The organism is Klebsiella sp. HC6 (assembly GCF_022605325.1).
In the GTDB taxonomy this organism is placed as follows: Bacteria; Pseudomonadota; Gammaproteobacteria; order Enterobacterales; family Enterobacteriaceae; genus Klebsiella; species Klebsiella terrigena.
In genome coordinates, this window is sequence record NZ_CP093276.1 from 1 (window position 1) to 15312 (window position 15312).

A 15312-nucleotide genomic window follows, 5' to 3' on the forward strand; every position below is an offset into this window, starting at 1 on the left:
GTGTCACTTTCGCTTTGGCAGCAGTGTCTTGCCCGATTGCAGGATGAGTTACCAGCCACAGAATTTAGTATGTGGATACGCCCGTTGCAGGCGGAACTGAGCGATAACACGCTGGCACTGTATGCGCCAAACCGTTTTGTGCTCGATTGGGTAAGGGATAAATACCTCAATAATATCAATGGACTCCTCAATGATTTTTGCGGTGCTGATGCCCCACAGCTGCGGTTTGAAGTCGGCACTAAACCGGCGGTACAGCCGCAGCGCGGCGCGGTAAACAACGTCGCGGCAGCCGTACCGGCCGCGCAGGTTCAGATGGCGCGCGTTGCGCCGACGATCGTCCGTCCAGGCTGGGATAACGTCCCGGCGCCGGCGGAACCGACCTACCGCTCTAACGTCAACGTCAAGCATACCTTTGATAACTTTGTCGAAGGTAAGTCTAACCAGCTGGCCCGCGCGGCGGCGCGTCAGGTTGCGGATAACCCGGGCGGCGCCTACAACCCGTTATTCCTTTATGGCGGTACCGGTTTGGGTAAAACCCACCTTTTGCACGCGGTCGGTAACGGCATCGTTGCGCGCAAACCGAACGCCAAAGTGGTCTATATGCACTCCGAGCGCTTTGTTCAGGACATGGTTAAAGCTTTGCAGAACAACGCGATCGAAGAATTTAAGCGCTACTACCGCTCCGTAGACGCCCTGCTGATCGATGATATTCAGTTCTTTGCTAATAAAGAGCGCTCGCAGGAAGAGTTTTTCCACACCTTCAACGCCCTGCTGGAAGGTAATCAGCAGATCATTCTCACCTCGGATCGCTATCCGAAAGAGATCAACGGCGTTGAGGATCGTCTGAAATCACGCTTCGGCTGGGGGCTGACGGTGGCGATCGAGCCGCCTGAGCTGGAAACCCGCGTGGCGATCCTGATGAAAAAAGCGGACGAAAACGACATTCGTCTGCCGGGTGAAGTGGCCTTCTTTATTGCCAAGCGTTTGCGTTCCAACGTACGTGAGCTGGAAGGGGCGCTGAACCGCGTTATCGCTAACGCCAACTTTACCGGCCGGGCGATCACCATCGATTTCGTGCGCGAAGCGCTGCGCGATCTGCTGGCGCTGCAGGAAAAGCTGGTCACCATCGACAATATTCAGAAGACGGTGGCGGAGTACTATAAAATTAAGGTGGCGGATCTGCTCTCCAAGCGCCGCTCCCGCTCGGTGGCGCGTCCTCGTCAGATGGCGATGGCGCTGGCTAAAGAGCTGACGAACCACAGTTTGCCGGAAATTGGCGACGCGTTCGGCGGCCGTGACCATACCACCGTGCTGCACGCCTGCCGTAAGATTGAGCAGCTGCGTGAAGAAAGCCACGATATCAAAGAAGATTTTTCCAATTTAATCAGAACATTATCCTCGTGACGCTATGAAATTTACCGTAGAACGTGAACATTTATTAAAACCTCTGCAACAGGTAAGCGGCCCGTTAGGCGGTCGTCCGACGCTGCCCATTCTCGGTAACCTGCTGCTTCAGGTCTCGGAAGGCGCGCTGTCGCTCACCGGTACGGACCTGGAAATGGAAATGGTGGCGCGCGTTGCGCTGATGCAACCGCATGAAACGGGCGCTACGACGGTTCCGGCACGTAAATTCTTTGATATCTGCCGTGGCCTCCCTGAAGGGGCGGAGATCGCCGTTCAGCTGGAAGGCGATCGGATGCTGGTGCGCTCCGGGCGCAGCCGCTTCTCGCTGTCGACGCTTCCTGCCGCTGATTTCCCTAATCTCGACGACTGGCAGAGCGAAGTTGAATTCACGCTGCCGCAGGCGACGATGAAGCGCCTGATAGAAGCCACCCAGTTTTCAATGGCGCATCAGGACGTCCGCTATTACTTAAACGGTATGCTGTTTGAGACCGAAGGCGACGAGCTGCGCACCGTCGCAACCGACGGGCACCGCCTGGCGGTCTGCTCTATGCCGCTGGGTGAATCGCTGCCTAACCATTCGGTGATCGTGCCGCGTAAAGGGGTGATTGAGCTGATGCGCATGCTCGACGGTGGCGATACGCCGCTGCGCGTGCAGATTGGCAGCAACAACATCCGCGCCCACGTCGGTGACTTCATCTTTACCTCGAAGCTGGTTGACGGTCGTTTCCCTGACTACCGCCGCGTGCTGCCGAAAAATCCGGATAAGCATCTGGATGCCGGCTGCGATATCCTCAAGCAGGCGTTTGCGCGGGCGGCAATTCTCTCGAACGAGAAGTTCCGCGGCGTGCGCCTCTACGTAAGCGAAAATCAGCTGAAAATCACCGCCAATAACCCGGAACAGGAGGAAGCGGAAGAGATCCTCGACGTTTCTTACTCCGGCAGCGAGATGGAAATTGGCTTTAACGTCAGCTACGTGCTGGACGTGCTGAATGCGCTGAAGTGCGAAAACGTGCGTATTTTACTGACCGATTCGGTGTCGAGCGTGCAGATTGAGGATGCGGCGTCGCAATCGGCAGCCTACGTCGTCATGCCCATGAGGTTGTAGAAAATATCGGGCTATCTTACTTGTTATTCTGGCTCCGGGCAGTGCTCGCAATCCTCACGTACTTTAGTACGCTCCGGTTGCTGCGCGCTGGCCGTAACCAGACTAACTGCGACGATAACGCCCTGGCTATGAGTTGATATGTCGCTATCCCGACTCCTGATTAAAGACTTCCGCAATATCGAAAATGCGGATCTCGCTCTATCCCCCGGCTTTAACTTTCTGGTTGGCGCCAACGGCAGCGGCAAAACCAGCGTGCTGGAAGCCATTTATACGCTTGGTCACGGCCGGGCGTTTCGCAGCCTGCAAATAGGTCGCGTCATCCGCCATGAGCAGGAGTCATTTATCCTGCACGGGCGCTTACAGGATGGCGAGCGCGAAGTCGCCATTGGCCTGACTAAAGACAAGCTCGGCGACAGCAAGGTGCGGATTGACGGCACCGATGGTCACAAAGTGGCCGAGCTGGCGCATTTAATGCCGATGCAGCTGATTACGCCGGAAGGGTTTACTTTGCTCAACGGCGGCCCGAAGTACAGAAGAGCCTTCCTTGACTGGGGATGCTTTCACAATGAGACCGGGTTTTTTACCGCCTGGAGCAACCTGAAGCGCCTGCTGAAGCAGCGCAACGCCGCGCTGCGTCAGGTTAGCCGCTACGCGCAAATCCGGCCCTGGGATCTGGAGCTGATCCCGCTGGCGGAGCAAATTAGCCGCTGGCGCGCCGATTACAGCGCCGCTATCGTCGAAGACATGGCGGATACCTGTAAGCAGTTTTTACCTGAATTCTCTCTGACCTTTTCCTTCCAGCGCGGCTGGGAAAAAGAAACGGATTACGCTGAGGTACTGGAGAGAAACTTCGAGCGTGACCGCATGCTGACCTATACCGCCCACGGCCCGCACAAAGCGGATTTCCGCATACGTGCCGATGGTGCGCCGGTCGAAGATACTTTGTCACGTGGGCAGCTCAAACTCCTGATGTGCGCGCTACGGCTGGCACAGGGCGAGTTTTTAACCCGCGAAAGCGGGAGACGCTGTCTGTATCTGATAGATGATTTTGCCTCGGAACTTGATGACGCGCGGCGCGGGCTGCTTGCCAGCCGCTTAAAAGCCACGCAGTCGCAGGTTTTCGTCAGCGCAATAAGCGCTGAGCACGTAATGGACATGTCGGACAAAAATTCGAAGATGTTCACCGTGGAAAAGGGTAAAATAACGGATTAACCCAAGATTAAATGAGCGAGAAACGTTGATGTCGAATTCTTATGACTCCTCCAGTATCAAAGTCCTGAAAGGGCTGGATGCGGTGCGTAAGCGCCCGGGTATGTATATCGGCGACACGGATGACGGCACCGGTCTGCACCACATGGTATTCGAGGTTGTGGATAACGCTATCGACGAAGCGCTCGCAGGGTACTGTAAAGACATCGTTGTCACCATCCATAGCGATAACTCCGTCTCCGTACAGGATGATGGCCGCGGCATCCCGACCGGTATTCACCCGGAAGAGGGCGTATCGGCGGCAGAAGTCATCATGACCGTACTGCACGCAGGCGGCAAGTTTGATGATAACTCCTATAAAGTTTCCGGCGGCCTGCACGGCGTAGGCGTTTCCGTGGTTAACGCCCTGTCGCAGAAGCTGGAGCTGGTGATTCAGCGCGATAATAAAGTTCACCGTCAGCTGTACGCCCACGGCGTGCCACAGGCGCCGCTGGCCGTAACCGGCGATACCGAAAAAACCGGCACCATGGTACGTTTCTGGCCGAGCTATGAAACCTTCACCAACGTGATCGAATTCGAGTATGAGATTCTGGCTAAACGCCTGCGCGAGCTGTCGTTCCTGAACTCCGGCGTCTCCATCCGCCTGCGCGATAAGCGTGACGGCAAAGAAGACCACTTCCACTACGAAGGCGGCATCAAGGCGTTCGTTGAGTATCTCAACAAGAACAAAACGCCAATTCACCCGAATATCTTCTATTTCTCCACCGAAAAAGACGGTATCGGCGTCGAAGTTGCGCTGCAGTGGAACGACGGCTTCCAGGAAAATATCTACTGCTTTACCAACAACATTCCGCAGCGCGACGGCGGGACGCACCTTGCGGGCTTCCGCGCGGCGATGACCCGTACCCTGAACGCCTACATGGATAAAGAAGGCTACAGCAAAAAGGCGAAAGTCAGCGCCACCGGCGACGATGCTCGTGAAGGCCTGATTGCCGTCGTTTCCGTGAAAGTACCGGATCCTAAGTTCTCCTCGCAGACCAAAGACAAGCTGGTCTCCTCCGAGGTGAAAACCGCGGTAGAGCAGCAGATGAACGAGCTGCTGAACGAATATCTGCTGGAAAACCCGTCAGACGCCAAGATCGTGGTAGGCAAAATTATCGACGCTGCGCGCGCGCGCGAAGCGGCGCGCCGTGCCCGTGAGATGACCCGTCGTAAAGGCGCGCTGGACCTGGCTGGCCTGCCGGGCAAGCTGGCTGACTGCCAGGAACGCGATCCGGCGCTGTCCGAACTGTACCTCGTGGAAGGGGACTCCGCGGGCGGTTCTGCCAAGCAGGGCCGTAACCGTAAAAACCAGGCTATCCTGCCGCTGAAGGGTAAAATCCTCAACGTCGAGAAGGCCCGTTTTGACAAGATGCTCTCCTCCCAGGAAGTCGCTACGCTTATCACTGCCCTGGGCTGCGGTATCGGCCGCGACGAGTACAACCCGGATAAGCTGCGCTACCACAGCATCATCATCATGACCGATGCGGACGTCGATGGTTCGCACATTCGTACCCTGCTGCTGACCTTCTTCTACCGTCAGATGCCGGAAATCGTCGAGCGTGGCCACGTCTACATTGCGCAGCCGCCGCTGTACAAAGTGAAGAAAGGCAAGCAGGAACAGTACATCAAAGACGATGAAGCGATGGATCAGTACCAGATCTCCATCGCCCTCGATGGCGCCACCCTGCACACCAACGCCAGCGCCCCGGCTCTGGCTGGCGAAGCGTTAGAGAAGCTGGTTGCCGAGTTCAACGCCACGCAGAAAATGATTGGCCGCATGGAGCGTCGCTTCCCGAAAACGATGCTGAAAGAGCTTATCTACCAGCCAACGCTGAGCGAAGCTGAGCTGTCGGACGAACAGGCCGTAACCCGCTGGGTGAATAAGCTGGTGACCGATCTGAACGAAAACGAGCAGCACGGCAGCCAGTGGAAGTTTGATATTCATGAAAACACGGAGCAGCAGCTGTTCGAGCCGATTGTTCGCGTCCGTACCCACGGCGTCGATACCGACTATCCGCTGGATCATGAGTTTGTGACCGGCGGCGAATATCGTCGTATCTGCACCCTCGGCGAGAAGCTGCGTGGCCTGATTGAAGACGACGCGTTTATCGAACGCGGCGAACGCCGTCAGCCGATTGCCAGCTTTGAGCAGGCGCTGGAGTGGCTGGTGAAAGAGTCCCGCCGCGGGCTCTCTATCCAGCGCTATAAAGGCCTGGGTGAAATGAACCCGGACCAGCTGTGGGAAACCACAATGGACCCGGATAGCCGCCGCATGCTGCGCGTAACCGTTAAGGATGCGATTGCCGCTGACCAGCTGTTCACCACCCTGATGGGCGACGCCGTTGAACCGCGCCGCGCATTTATCGAAGAAAACGCCCTGAAAGCGGCGAATATCGATATCTAAGCCGTAAATTCCCCGGTATAGCGCTTCGCTGACCGGGGTAAGCGTTTGATAAACCCGGAATGCACGCTCAACGGCGTCATCCGGTTTTTTTTCGACCGGAAAAGGGGAATCCCCCTGCCGAATCCATCCTCGTTTTCCCTGGCTTCTGTTGCTGTTTTTTGAGCGGAATCGCGTTAGCATGAGTCAGGACTCATCTTACCTGGGGATCTCATGGCTATTAAACTGATTGCAATTGATATGGACGGCACGCTTCTGCTGCCGGACCATACCATCTCTCCTGCCGTTAAAACCGCGATTGCTGCGGCCCGCGCGCGCGGCGTCAACGTGGTGCTGACCACCGGTCGGCCGTATGCCGGCGTGCACAGCTACCTGAAAGAACTGCACATGGAGCAGCCGGGAGACTACTGCATCACCTACAACGGTGCGTTAGTGCAGAAGGCAAGCGACGGCAGCACCGTCGCGCAAACTGCGCTGAGCTATGATGACTACCGCTATCTGGAACAGCTTTCCCGCGACGTCGGCTCCCACTTCCACGCGCTTGACCGCAATACGCTCTATACCGCTAACCGCGATGTGAGCTACTACACGGTGCATGAATCCTACGTCGCAACCATCCCGCTGGTCTTCTGTGAAGCAGAAAATATGGATCCCAACATCCAGCTGCTGAAGGTGATGATGATTGATGAGCCGGTGATTCTGGACCAGGCGATCGCCCGCATCCCGGCAGAAGTAAAAGAGAAGTATACCGTGCTGAAAAGCGCGCCATACTTCCTCGAGATCCTCGATAAGCGGGTCAATAAAGGTACCGGCGTGAAGTCGCTGGCCGATGCGCTGAATATCAAGCAGGAAGAGATCATGGCGATTGGCGATCAGGAAAACGACATCGCGATGATTGAGTTCGCCGGCGTCGGCGTGGCGATGGATAACGCGATACCGACCGTGAAAGAAGCGGCAAACTTTATTACCAAATCGAACCTTGAAGACGGCGTGGCCTGGGCCATTGAGAAGTACGTTTTATCCTGAGTTATCTTCAGGCCCGGCAAACCCGGGCCTGAGCCGTCTGTATTTTGATTTTTTAGCGTAAATCCGCACGTAACCCTCTCATTTCGAATCGAAAACTCTATATTCTCCTGCCTTGTTTACGCAAATCTGTATCGGCTTCAAAGAGTAAAGCTGGATGGCAACTATACTCAGACACGATGCGGTTTCACTTTGTCGGTCCTGAGTTTTTTCACTGGAGAGCATCGCTGTTGGGTACGCTACGCGGCGGCATTCTGTTTTGTATCACATGCTCTTTTATCGGGCAGGCGCAGGCACAGGCGCTCAGCCGTGACAATATAGACGGTTGGCTGAAGACGCTGGGAGCCAGCGATAAATTTGATGCCGCTAAAGGTATCGACTGGGGCGTGATGCCCGGGCCGTTTTACACTCCGGAGCTGGGTCTGGGAATAGGCACCGCGGTGGTGGGCATGTACCGCCCCGATCCCAGCGATACGGTCAGCCAGAACTCAACCTTAACCCTCAGCGGCTACGCCAGCTCAACCGGCGCCTTCGGCGTCAGCGTGAAAAACTACGCTTTTTTTGCCGAAGATCGGTGGCGCGTCTTTCTCGAAGGATCGCTGGCCAACACGCCAACCTACTACTGGGGCCAGGGCTTTGCCGCCGCCGATGATGACGGCAACAAGGAAAAGTATACCGCTCAGGTCCTGACGCTGCGGCCAACCCTGTACCGACAGCTGGTGGACAACGTTTATCTTGGCGTCGGCTGGTCGCTGGCGGCGCAGAACGCCGATCGGCTGGACCAAAACGATTTGCCCAAAATCGAAAGTACCCCGCAGGGGCCGTCGGTATTCAGCTCCGGCGTCAGTATCGATCTGAGCTGGGACGATCGTGATTTTGTCCCGAATCCGCGCAAAGGCCAGTATGCCAACCTGCGCTATACCCACTACGCCCCGGGGCTTGGGAGCGATACGCGGTTCGATGAGTTTCACCTGCACTACAGCCGCTACCAGGCGCTCAGCGAAAAAAGCGTGCTGGCCTGGGAGGCCGATGGCGTATTGACTCAGGGAGACGTGCCGTGGAGCATGCTGCCGCTGCTTGGCAGCGACGAACGGATGCGCGGCTATTACCAGGGGCGCTATCGCGATAAAAATGTGGTAAGCACCCAGCTTGAATATCGCCGTCAGCTGACCTGGCGTCACGGTATTGTGGCCTGGGTTGGCGCGGGCACCATGGGCCCCTCCGTGGATGAGCTAAACAACGGCCGCTGGCTACCGACGGCCGGCGTTGGCTATCGCTTTGAATTCAAACCTCGGGTGAATATTCGCCTCGACTACGGCATCGGTAAAGGCAGCAGCGGTTTCTACTTCCAGGTTGGCGAAGCCTTCTAAGCCTCTTTTCCCAGCGAACTCTCCGTTCCACCACTCCCCTTAAGCAGCGACCCGCGGGTTTGCGCTTTTTTTATCTTATCAATTGTTCTTTTTGTGATCTAAATTGTAGTACAACATTGTATCTTAGTACTACTATGCATCACGTGAGACAACGAAGAGCATCACGTTTGTACTGCAAAGATGAGGCGAAAACCGGCAGGCAGGGTAAAGTAAGGCAGAGTGTTTTCTTAGAGGACGTGCCATGAACCTGACCAAAACCGATCGCATCATCATGACGCTGGGCCGCCAGATTGTCGGCGGTAAATACGTTCCCGGCTCGGCGCTGCCGGCAGAAGCGGACCTGTGCGAAGAGTTTGAAACGTCGCGCAATATTATCCGGGAAGTGTTTCGCTCGCTGATGGCGAAGCGGCTGATTGAGATGAAGCGCTATCGCGGAGCCTTCGTTTCGCCGCGTAACCACTGGAACTACCTTGATACCGAGGTGCTGCAGTGGGTGCTGGAGAACGATTATGACCCGCGCCTGATTGGCGCGATGAGCGAAGTGCGAAATCTGGTGGAACCGGCCATCGCCCGCTGGGCGGCTGAACGCGCGACCTCCAGCGATCTGGCGCAAATTGAAGACGCGCTGAACGAGATGATTGCCAATAACCAGGACCGGGATGCGTTTAACGAAGCCGACATTCGCTATCACGAAGCGGTGCTGCAGTCGGTGCATAACCCGGTGTTACAGCAGCTGAGCGTGGCAATCAGCTCGCTGCAGCGAGCGGTATTTGAACGAACCTGGATGGGGGATGAAGGCAATATGCCGAAGACCCTGCAGGAACATAAGGCGCTGTTTGATGCCATCCGGCATCAGGATAGCGAAGCGGCGGAGCAGGCGGCGCTCACTATGATCGCCAGCTCAACACGAAGGCTGAAGGAAATCACATGACATCTCGCTACATCGCAATTGACTGGGGATCGACCAACCTGCGCGCCTGGCTTTTTCAGGGCGACAGATGCCTGGAGAGCAGGCAGTCGGAAGCTGGCGTAACCCGCCTCAACGGCAGATCCCCGGCGGCGGTGTTTAGTGAGATAACCGAGAGCTGGCGCGATGACGCCACGCCAGCGGTTATGGCGGGAATGGTCGGCAGTAACGTGGGCTGGAAAATCGCTCCTTACTTACCGGTTCCTGCCTATTTTTCGGCGATTTGCCAACAGTTAACCGCCGTTGGCGACAATATCTGGATCGTCCCCGGCCTTAGCGTCTCCCGGAACGATAACCGCAACGTGATGCGCGGCGAAGAGACGCAGCTGCTCGGCGCGCGTGCGATCGCCCCCTCATCGGTTTATGTGATGCCCGGCACCCACTGCAAATGGGTGCAGGCCGATCGCGAGCAAATTCTTGATTTTCGTACCGTGATGACCGGCGAACTGCACCATTTACTGCTGCAACACTCGCTGGTGGGCGCCGGTCTTCCACGGCAGGAAACCTCCGCGGCGGCATTTTCTGCCGGCCTCGAGCGCGGGCTGAACTCGCCCGCCGTTTTAGCGCAGCTCTTTCAGGTTCGCGCTTCGCACGTTCTTGGCACGCTGCCGCGCGAGCACGTCAGCGAGTTTTTATCCGGTCTGCTGATTGGCGCTGAGGTTGCCACCATGAGCGAAAGCGTGATTGGCCAGCAGATTACCATCGTTGCCGGAGAGGCGTTGGCGAACCGCTACCAGCAGGCGCTGGCCACGTTTGGTCGTCAGGCGACGGTCGTTTCCGGCGATACCGCATTTCAGGCAGGTATAAGGAGCATCATATATGCAGTGGCAAACTAAGCTTCCGCTGATCGCAATTCTGCGCGGCATCACGCCGGAAGAGGCGCTGGCGCACGTGGGTGCCGTTATCGACGCGGGATTCGATGCCGTCGAAATTCCGCTGAACTCGCCCCGCTGGCAGCAAAGCATTCCGGCCATCGTCGAGGCGTTTGGCGATCGGGCGCTGATTGGCGCAGGCACCGTGCTACAGCCGGATCAGGTTGACGAGCTGGCGAAGATGGGCTGCCGGCTGATCGTTACGCCAAACGTTCAAAGCGAAGTGATTCGCCGCGCGGTGGGCTACGGCATGACCGTCTGCCCCGGATGCGCGACCGCCACCGAGGCCTTCACCGCGCTCGATGCGGGTGCCGGCGCGCTGAAAGTGTTCCCGTCCTCCGCTTTTGGCCCGGATTACATCAAGGCGCTGAAGGCCGTTTTACCGCCAGAGGTTCCCGTCTTCGCCGTCGGTGGCGTCACGCCGGAGAACCTGGCGCAATGGATTGATGCCGGCTGTGCCGGCGCCGGACTGGGGAGCGATCTTTATCGCGCCGGACAGTCCGTCGAGCGCACCGCGCAGCAGGCGGCCGCATTTGTTAAAGCGTATCGAGAGGCAGTGCAATGAAAATAACCAAACTGACTACTTACCGTTTACCCCCGCGGTGGATGTTCCTGAAAATTGAAACCGATGAAGGCGTCGTTGGCTGGGGCGAGCCGGTAATTGAAGGGCGCGCGCGCACCGTCGAAGCGGCGGTACATGAGCTGGGGGAATACCTGATTGGCCAGGACCCGGCGCGTATTAACGACCTGTGGCAGGTAATGTACCGCGCCGGTTTCTATCGCGGCGGCCCTATTTTGATGAGCGCCATTGCCGGTATCGATCAGGCGCTGTGGGATATCAAAGGCAAAGTGCTGAATGCGCCGGTGTGGCAGCTGATGGGCGGCCTGGTGCGGGACAAAATTAAAGCCTACAGCTGGGTTGGCGGCGATCGCCCGGCGGAAGTTATCGAGGGTATTAAAAAGCTGCGCGGGATTGGTTTTGATACCTTCAAATTAAACGGCTGTGAAGAGATGGGGGTTATTGATAATTCCCGGGCGGTAGATGCAGCGGTGAATACCGTGGCGCAAATCCGCGAAGCCTTCGGCAATGAAATTGAGTTTGGTCTTGATTTCCACGGCCGCGTCAGCGCGCCGATGGCCAAAGTGCTGATTAAAGAGCTGGAACCGTATCGCCCGCTATTTATTGAGGAGCCGGTGCTGGCGGAGCAGGCGGAATATTATCCAAAACTGGCGGCGCAGACCCATATTCCGCTCGCGGCGGGTGAACGTATGTTCTCACGCTTCGAATTCAAACGGGTGCTGGAAGCCGGCGGCCTGGCAATTTTGCAGCCGGACCTGTCGCACGCCGGGGGGATCACCGAATGCTATAAAATTGCCGGTATGGCTGAGGCCTATGACGTGGCGCTGGCGCCGCACTGCCCGCTGGGCCCGATCGCCCTGGCCGCCTGCCTGCACGTCGATTTCGTCGCGCGCAATGCGGTCCTCCAGGAACAAAGCATGGGCATTCACTACAACAAGGGCGCGGAGCTGCTCGACTTTGTGAAAAATAAAGAAGACTTCAGTATGGAAGGCGGCTTCTTTAAACCGTTGATGAAGCCTGGGCTGGGTGTGGAAATTGATGAAGCCAGAGTGATTGAGCTCAGCAAAAATGCGCCGGACTGGCGTAATCCATTATGGCGTCATGAGGATGGTTCCGTCGCCGAATGGTAATGTGCGTCATACTTTGCACTGGTGATGCGTTGGCTGCATTTTCTTGCCCCAGTCACATACTAACGTATGCTCCTGGGAGTGTGAAAAGCTGCCGCCTTTCCCCGGCACAAATTATTTAGCGTATTACGCTTAAGTTATTAATAAAAAATTCAAATAAACCCTCTGTAAATTACAGGGCATGGTGAGCGGTTTCGCTATGCCCAAAATCTGGAGACAGATTGCTATGGATATTTCAGTGACTGCTGCAAAACCCGGTCGTCGTCGTTATCTGACGCTGGTTATGATCTTTATTACCGTTGTTATTTGCTACGTTGATCGGGCTAATCTTGCCGTCGCATCAGCGCATATTCAGGAAGAGTTTGGTATTAGCAAAACGGAAATGGGCTATATTTTTTCTGCTTTTGCCTGGCTATATACGCTGTGTCAAATTCCCGGCGGCTGGTTCCTTGACCGCGTAGGTTCGAGGATGACCTACTTTATTGCCATTTTTGGCTGGTCGGTGGCGACGCTATTTCAGGGTTTTGCCACGGGGCTGATGTCGCTTATTGGTCTGCGTGCGATTACGGGTATTTTTGAAGCCCCGGCTTTCCCGACCAACAACCGAATGGTGACCAGCTGGTTCCCGGAGCACGAGCGCGCCTCGGCGGTTGGGTTCTACACCTCCGGCCAGTTTGTAGGGCTGGCGTTCCTGACGCCGCTGCTGATCTGGATCCAGGAGCTGCTGAGCTGGCACTGGGTGTTCATCGTCACCGGCGCTATCGGTATTGTCTGGTCGTTAGTTTGGTTCAAGGTCTACCAGCCTCCGCGCCTGACTAAAAGCATCAGCAAAGCCGAGCTGGACTATATTCGCGACGGCGGCGGTCTGGTGGACGGTGATGCGCCGGTCAAAAAAGAGGCGCGGCAGCCGATGACCAAAGCCGACTGGAAGCTGGTATTCCATCGCAAGCTGGTCGGCGTCTACCTCGGGCAGTTTGCCGTCACCTCCACGCTGTGGTTTTTCCTGACCTGGTTCCCCAACTACCTGACTCAGGAAAAGGGGATCACCGCGCTAAAAGCGGGCTTTATGACCACGGTTCCGTTCCTTGCCGCGTTTGTTGGCGTGCTGCTCTCGGGCTGGCTGGCGGATAGGCTGGTGCGAAAAGGCGTCTCGCTGGGCGCCGCGCGTAAAACGCCCATTATCTGTGGGCTGCTGATATCGACCTGTATTATCGGCGCGAATTACACCAACGATCCGGTGTGGATTATGACCCTGATGGCCATCGCCTTCTTCGGCAACGGCTTTGCGTCTATCACCTGGTCACTGGTGTCATCGCTGGCGCCGATGCGCCTGATTGGGCTGACCGGAGGCGTGTTTAACTTTGTCGGCGGTCTGGGCGGGATCACCGTTCCGCTGGTCATTGGCTACCTGGCGCAGGGATATGGCTTTGCGCCTGCTCTGGTTTATATTGCCGTCGTGGCCCTGATTGGCGCGCTTTCCTACATCGTGCTGGTGGGCGATATTAAACGTGTAGGCTAATTCTTGCCGATACTATACCCTGATGCGAACGCCGTGCATCAGGGTAGCCCTATGAAACAAATCACTTTTGCCTCTCGCCATCATCAGTTGACCAATACGCGCGTCTGGACTGCGGACAGCCAGTGGCTGGTTTTTGACGTCCGTCCGTCCGGAGCCTCCTTCACCGGGGAGACGATTGAGCGGGTCAACGTCCACACCGGCGCGGTAGAGACAATCTATCGCGCGCAGCAGGGCGCCCACGTTGGCGTGGTGACCGTTCATCCAACGGAAGATGCCTACGTTTTTATTCACGGACCCGAACATCCGGATGAGAGCTGGCATTATGATTTCCACCATCGCCGCGGCGTGGTGTCGTTTCAGGGCGAGTGCCGTAACCTCGATGCGATGGATATCACCGCGCCCTATACCGCAGGCGCGCTGCGCGGCGGCAGCCACGTCCATGTTTATAGTCCTGATGGTCAGCGGGTCAGCTTTACCTATAACGATCACGTGATGCACGAGCGCTCTCCCGCGCTTGATCTGCGCAACGTAGGGGTAGCGGTGCCCTATGGCCCGGTGGTTCCGCGCGGGCAGCATCCGCGTGAATACGGCGGCAGCCACTGGTGCGTGCTTGTCAGCCGGACGACGCCTGAGCCGACGCCGGGCAGCGATGAAATTAACCGCGCTTATGAAGAGGGCTGGGTCGGTAGCCACGCTCTGGCCTTTATCGGCGACACGCGATCGGCAGAGGGTGAAAAGGTCCCCGAGCTGTTTATCGTCACCCTGCCGGATAGCGAACAAGGCTGGAAGCAGCAGGGCGACGCGCCGCTGGCGGGTACCGAGACGACGCTGCCCGCGCCGCCGGCCGGGGTGATGCAGCGGCGCCTGACCTTTACTCACGACCGCTGCTATCCCGGATTAACCACCGCGCCGCGCCACTGGGTGCGGGCTAACCCGCAGGCGACGGAGATTGCGTTTCTGATGCGCGATGATGCCGGCGTGGTTCAGCTGTGGCTGATTTCGCCGCAGGGTAGCGGCCTGCGGCAGCTCACCGCTAATCATTCGGATATTCAGTCGGCGTTTAACTGGCACCCGTCGGGCGAATGGCTGGGATTTGTGCTGGAGAATCGGATTGCGCTTTGCCACGCGCGGTCGGGGGCGGTGACCTTTTTGACGGCCGAGGGAGAAAGTGCGCCTTCAGCGGATGCGATCGTCTTTTCGCCGGATGGCAAATATCTGGCATGGATGGCGGAGGTGGACGGCTATCGTCAGCTGTGGACCACCGAAGTTACGCCTTAGATCAAGGGGTTGTCATTGATGCTGGCGGGATAACCGAATTGGTCGCCAGCGTCTCTCTTTCGCTTTTTTCTACTCGCGATTTTATCGAGCTATCGGTACGGAACATATCCCACGGCAGCAGCAGCGTATCCATCACCGCGGTGAGGGGCATATCTATTGCCACCAGGGATTTTGTGCCCCAGTTGGCATCGCTGTTGCCCAGCATCTGCGCGCTGGCTCGCGTTCCCGGGTAGGTTCCTTCCTTGCCGCCGGTATGAGACATCACGCTGGAGCAACCGCTCAAGCCTACCATTCCGCCGAACAGGACCAGCTTTAACAGACCGCTTTTCATCATTCTTCCATTATTGTTTCGGGCATTGAGATAACCATTTATCGGTTATATCGAGCCATCCTCTGAATGCATAGCGTTATTGCG

Annotated in this window: 13 protein-coding genes; 12 read left to right on the forward strand and 1 reads right to left on the reverse strand. The window is 57.0% G+C overall.

All coding sequences use genetic code 11. From position 1 onward, the window contains the following. From dnaA to MMW58_RS00060, 12 genes are all read left to right on the forward strand, one after another. Entirely contained in the window at window positions 1-1404 is a 1404-nt protein-coding gene (gene dnaA / locus MMW58_RS00005; protein WP_045853744.1) for a chromosomal replication initiator protein DnaA, read from the forward strand. A 4-nt stretch (window positions 1405-1408) separates the two neighbouring features. After that, the gene (dnaN, locus tag MMW58_RS00010; protein ID WP_076947911.1) at window positions 1409-2509 is read left to right on the forward strand and encodes a DNA polymerase III subunit beta; all 1101 of its coding nucleotides are present in this window, start codon (window positions 1409-1411) and stop codon (window positions 2507-2509) included. Between the two features lie 138 nt (window positions 2510-2647). Beyond that, the gene (recF, locus tag MMW58_RS00015; RefSeq protein ID WP_041143333.1) at window positions 2648-3721 is read left to right on the forward strand and encodes a DNA replication/repair protein RecF; all 1074 of its coding nucleotides are present in this window, start codon (window positions 2648-2650) and stop codon (window positions 3719-3721) included. Window positions 3722-3749: 28 nt separating this feature from the next. After that, a complete protein-coding gene (gyrB, locus tag MMW58_RS00020; protein WP_241722553.1) occupies window positions 3750-6164 on the forward strand; it encodes a DNA topoisomerase (ATP-hydrolyzing) subunit B in 2415 nt (804 codons plus the stop codon). Window positions 6165-6374: 210 nt separating this feature from the next. After that, window positions 6375-7187, forward strand: a complete 813-nt coding sequence (gene yidA / locus MMW58_RS00025) for a sugar-phosphatase (protein WP_041143331.1) — start codon at window positions 6375-6377, stop codon at window positions 7185-7187. 227 nt (window positions 7188-7414) lie between these two features. Next, entirely contained in the window at window positions 7415-8554 is a 1140-nt protein-coding gene (locus MMW58_RS00030; protein WP_371822959.1) for a BamA/TamA family outer membrane protein, read from the forward strand. Window positions 8555-8795: 241 nt separating this feature from the next. Continuing rightward, window positions 8796-9485 (forward strand): D-galactonate utilization transcriptional regulator DgoR, encoded by a 690-nt coding sequence (gene dgoR, locus MMW58_RS00035; RefSeq protein ID WP_041143329.1) that lies wholly within the window; start codon window positions 8796-8798, stop codon window positions 9483-9485. Then, a complete protein-coding gene (locus MMW58_RS00040) occupies window positions 9482-10357 on the forward strand; it encodes a 2-dehydro-3-deoxygalactonokinase (protein WP_241722554.1) in 876 nt (291 codons plus the stop codon). The genes dgoR and MMW58_RS00040 overlap by 4 nt, the downstream gene beginning before the upstream one ends. After that, window positions 10341-10958, forward strand: coding sequence for a 2-dehydro-3-deoxy-6-phosphogalactonate aldolase (locus MMW58_RS00045; protein WP_241722555.1), 618 nt, complete (start codon window positions 10341-10343; stop codon window positions 10956-10958). Before MMW58_RS00040 ends, MMW58_RS00045 begins: the two co-directional genes overlap by 17 nt. Continuing rightward, entirely contained in the window at window positions 10955-12103 is a 1149-nt protein-coding gene (dgoD, locus tag MMW58_RS00050) for a galactonate dehydratase (RefSeq protein WP_159236675.1), read from the forward strand. Before MMW58_RS00045 ends, dgoD begins: the two co-directional genes overlap by 4 nt. 178 nt (window positions 12104-12281) lie before the next feature. Beyond that, a complete protein-coding gene (locus MMW58_RS00055) occupies window positions 12282-13619 on the forward strand; it encodes an MFS transporter (protein ID WP_166646197.1) in 1338 nt (445 codons plus the stop codon). Between the two features lie 51 nt (window positions 13620-13670). Then, window positions 13671-14897 (forward strand): DUF3748 domain-containing protein, encoded by a 1227-nt coding sequence (locus tag MMW58_RS00060; protein ID WP_241722556.1) that lies wholly within the window; start codon window positions 13671-13673, stop codon window positions 14895-14897. 1 nt (window position 14898) lies between these two features. Here MMW58_RS00060 and MMW58_RS00065 read toward each other — a convergent pair whose 3' ends face one another. Further along, window positions 14899-15231, reverse strand: a complete 333-nt coding sequence (locus MMW58_RS00065; protein WP_045853754.1) for a YceK/YidQ family lipoprotein — start codon at window positions 15229-15231, stop codon at window positions 14899-14901. Between the last annotated feature and the right edge of the window lie 81 nt (window positions 15232-15312).

What these genes read in the sequence shown, in the direction of transcription:
- MMW58_RS00040 (WP_241722554.1), top strand. Translation starts at nt 9,482, where the DNA reads ATGACATCTCGCTACATCGCAATTGACTGGGGATCGACCAACCTGCGC.
- dgoD (WP_159236675.1), top strand. Translation starts at nt 10,955, where the DNA reads ATGAAAATAACCAAACTGACTACTTACCGTTTACCCCCGCGGTGGATG.
- dnaN (WP_076947911.1), top strand. Translation starts at nt 1,409, where the DNA reads ATGAAATTTACCGTAGAACGTGAACATTTATTAAAACCTCTGCAACAG.
- yidA (WP_041143331.1), top strand. Translation starts at nt 6,375, where the DNA reads ATGGCTATTAAACTGATTGCAATTGATATGGACGGCACGCTTCTGCTG.
- MMW58_RS00065 (WP_045853754.1), bottom strand. Translation starts at nt 15,231, where the DNA reads ATGATGAAAAGCGGTCTGTTAAAGCTGGTCCTGTTCGGCGGAATGGTA.
- MMW58_RS00055 (WP_166646197.1), top strand. Translation starts at nt 12,282, where the DNA reads ATGGTGAGCGGTTTCGCTATGCCCAAAATCTGGAGACAGATTGCTATG.
- MMW58_RS00045 (WP_241722555.1), top strand. Translation starts at nt 10,341, where the DNA reads ATGCAGTGGCAAACTAAGCTTCCGCTGATCGCAATTCTGCGCGGCATC.
- gyrB (WP_241722553.1), top strand. Translation starts at nt 3,750, where the DNA reads ATGTCGAATTCTTATGACTCCTCCAGTATCAAAGTCCTGAAAGGGCTG.
- recF (WP_041143333.1), top strand. Translation starts at nt 2,648, where the DNA reads ATGTCGCTATCCCGACTCCTGATTAAAGACTTCCGCAATATCGAAAAT.
- MMW58_RS00060 (WP_241722556.1), top strand. Translation starts at nt 13,671, where the DNA reads ATGAAACAAATCACTTTTGCCTCTCGCCATCATCAGTTGACCAATACG.
- dgoR (WP_041143329.1), top strand. Translation starts at nt 8,796, where the DNA reads ATGAACCTGACCAAAACCGATCGCATCATCATGACGCTGGGCCGCCAG.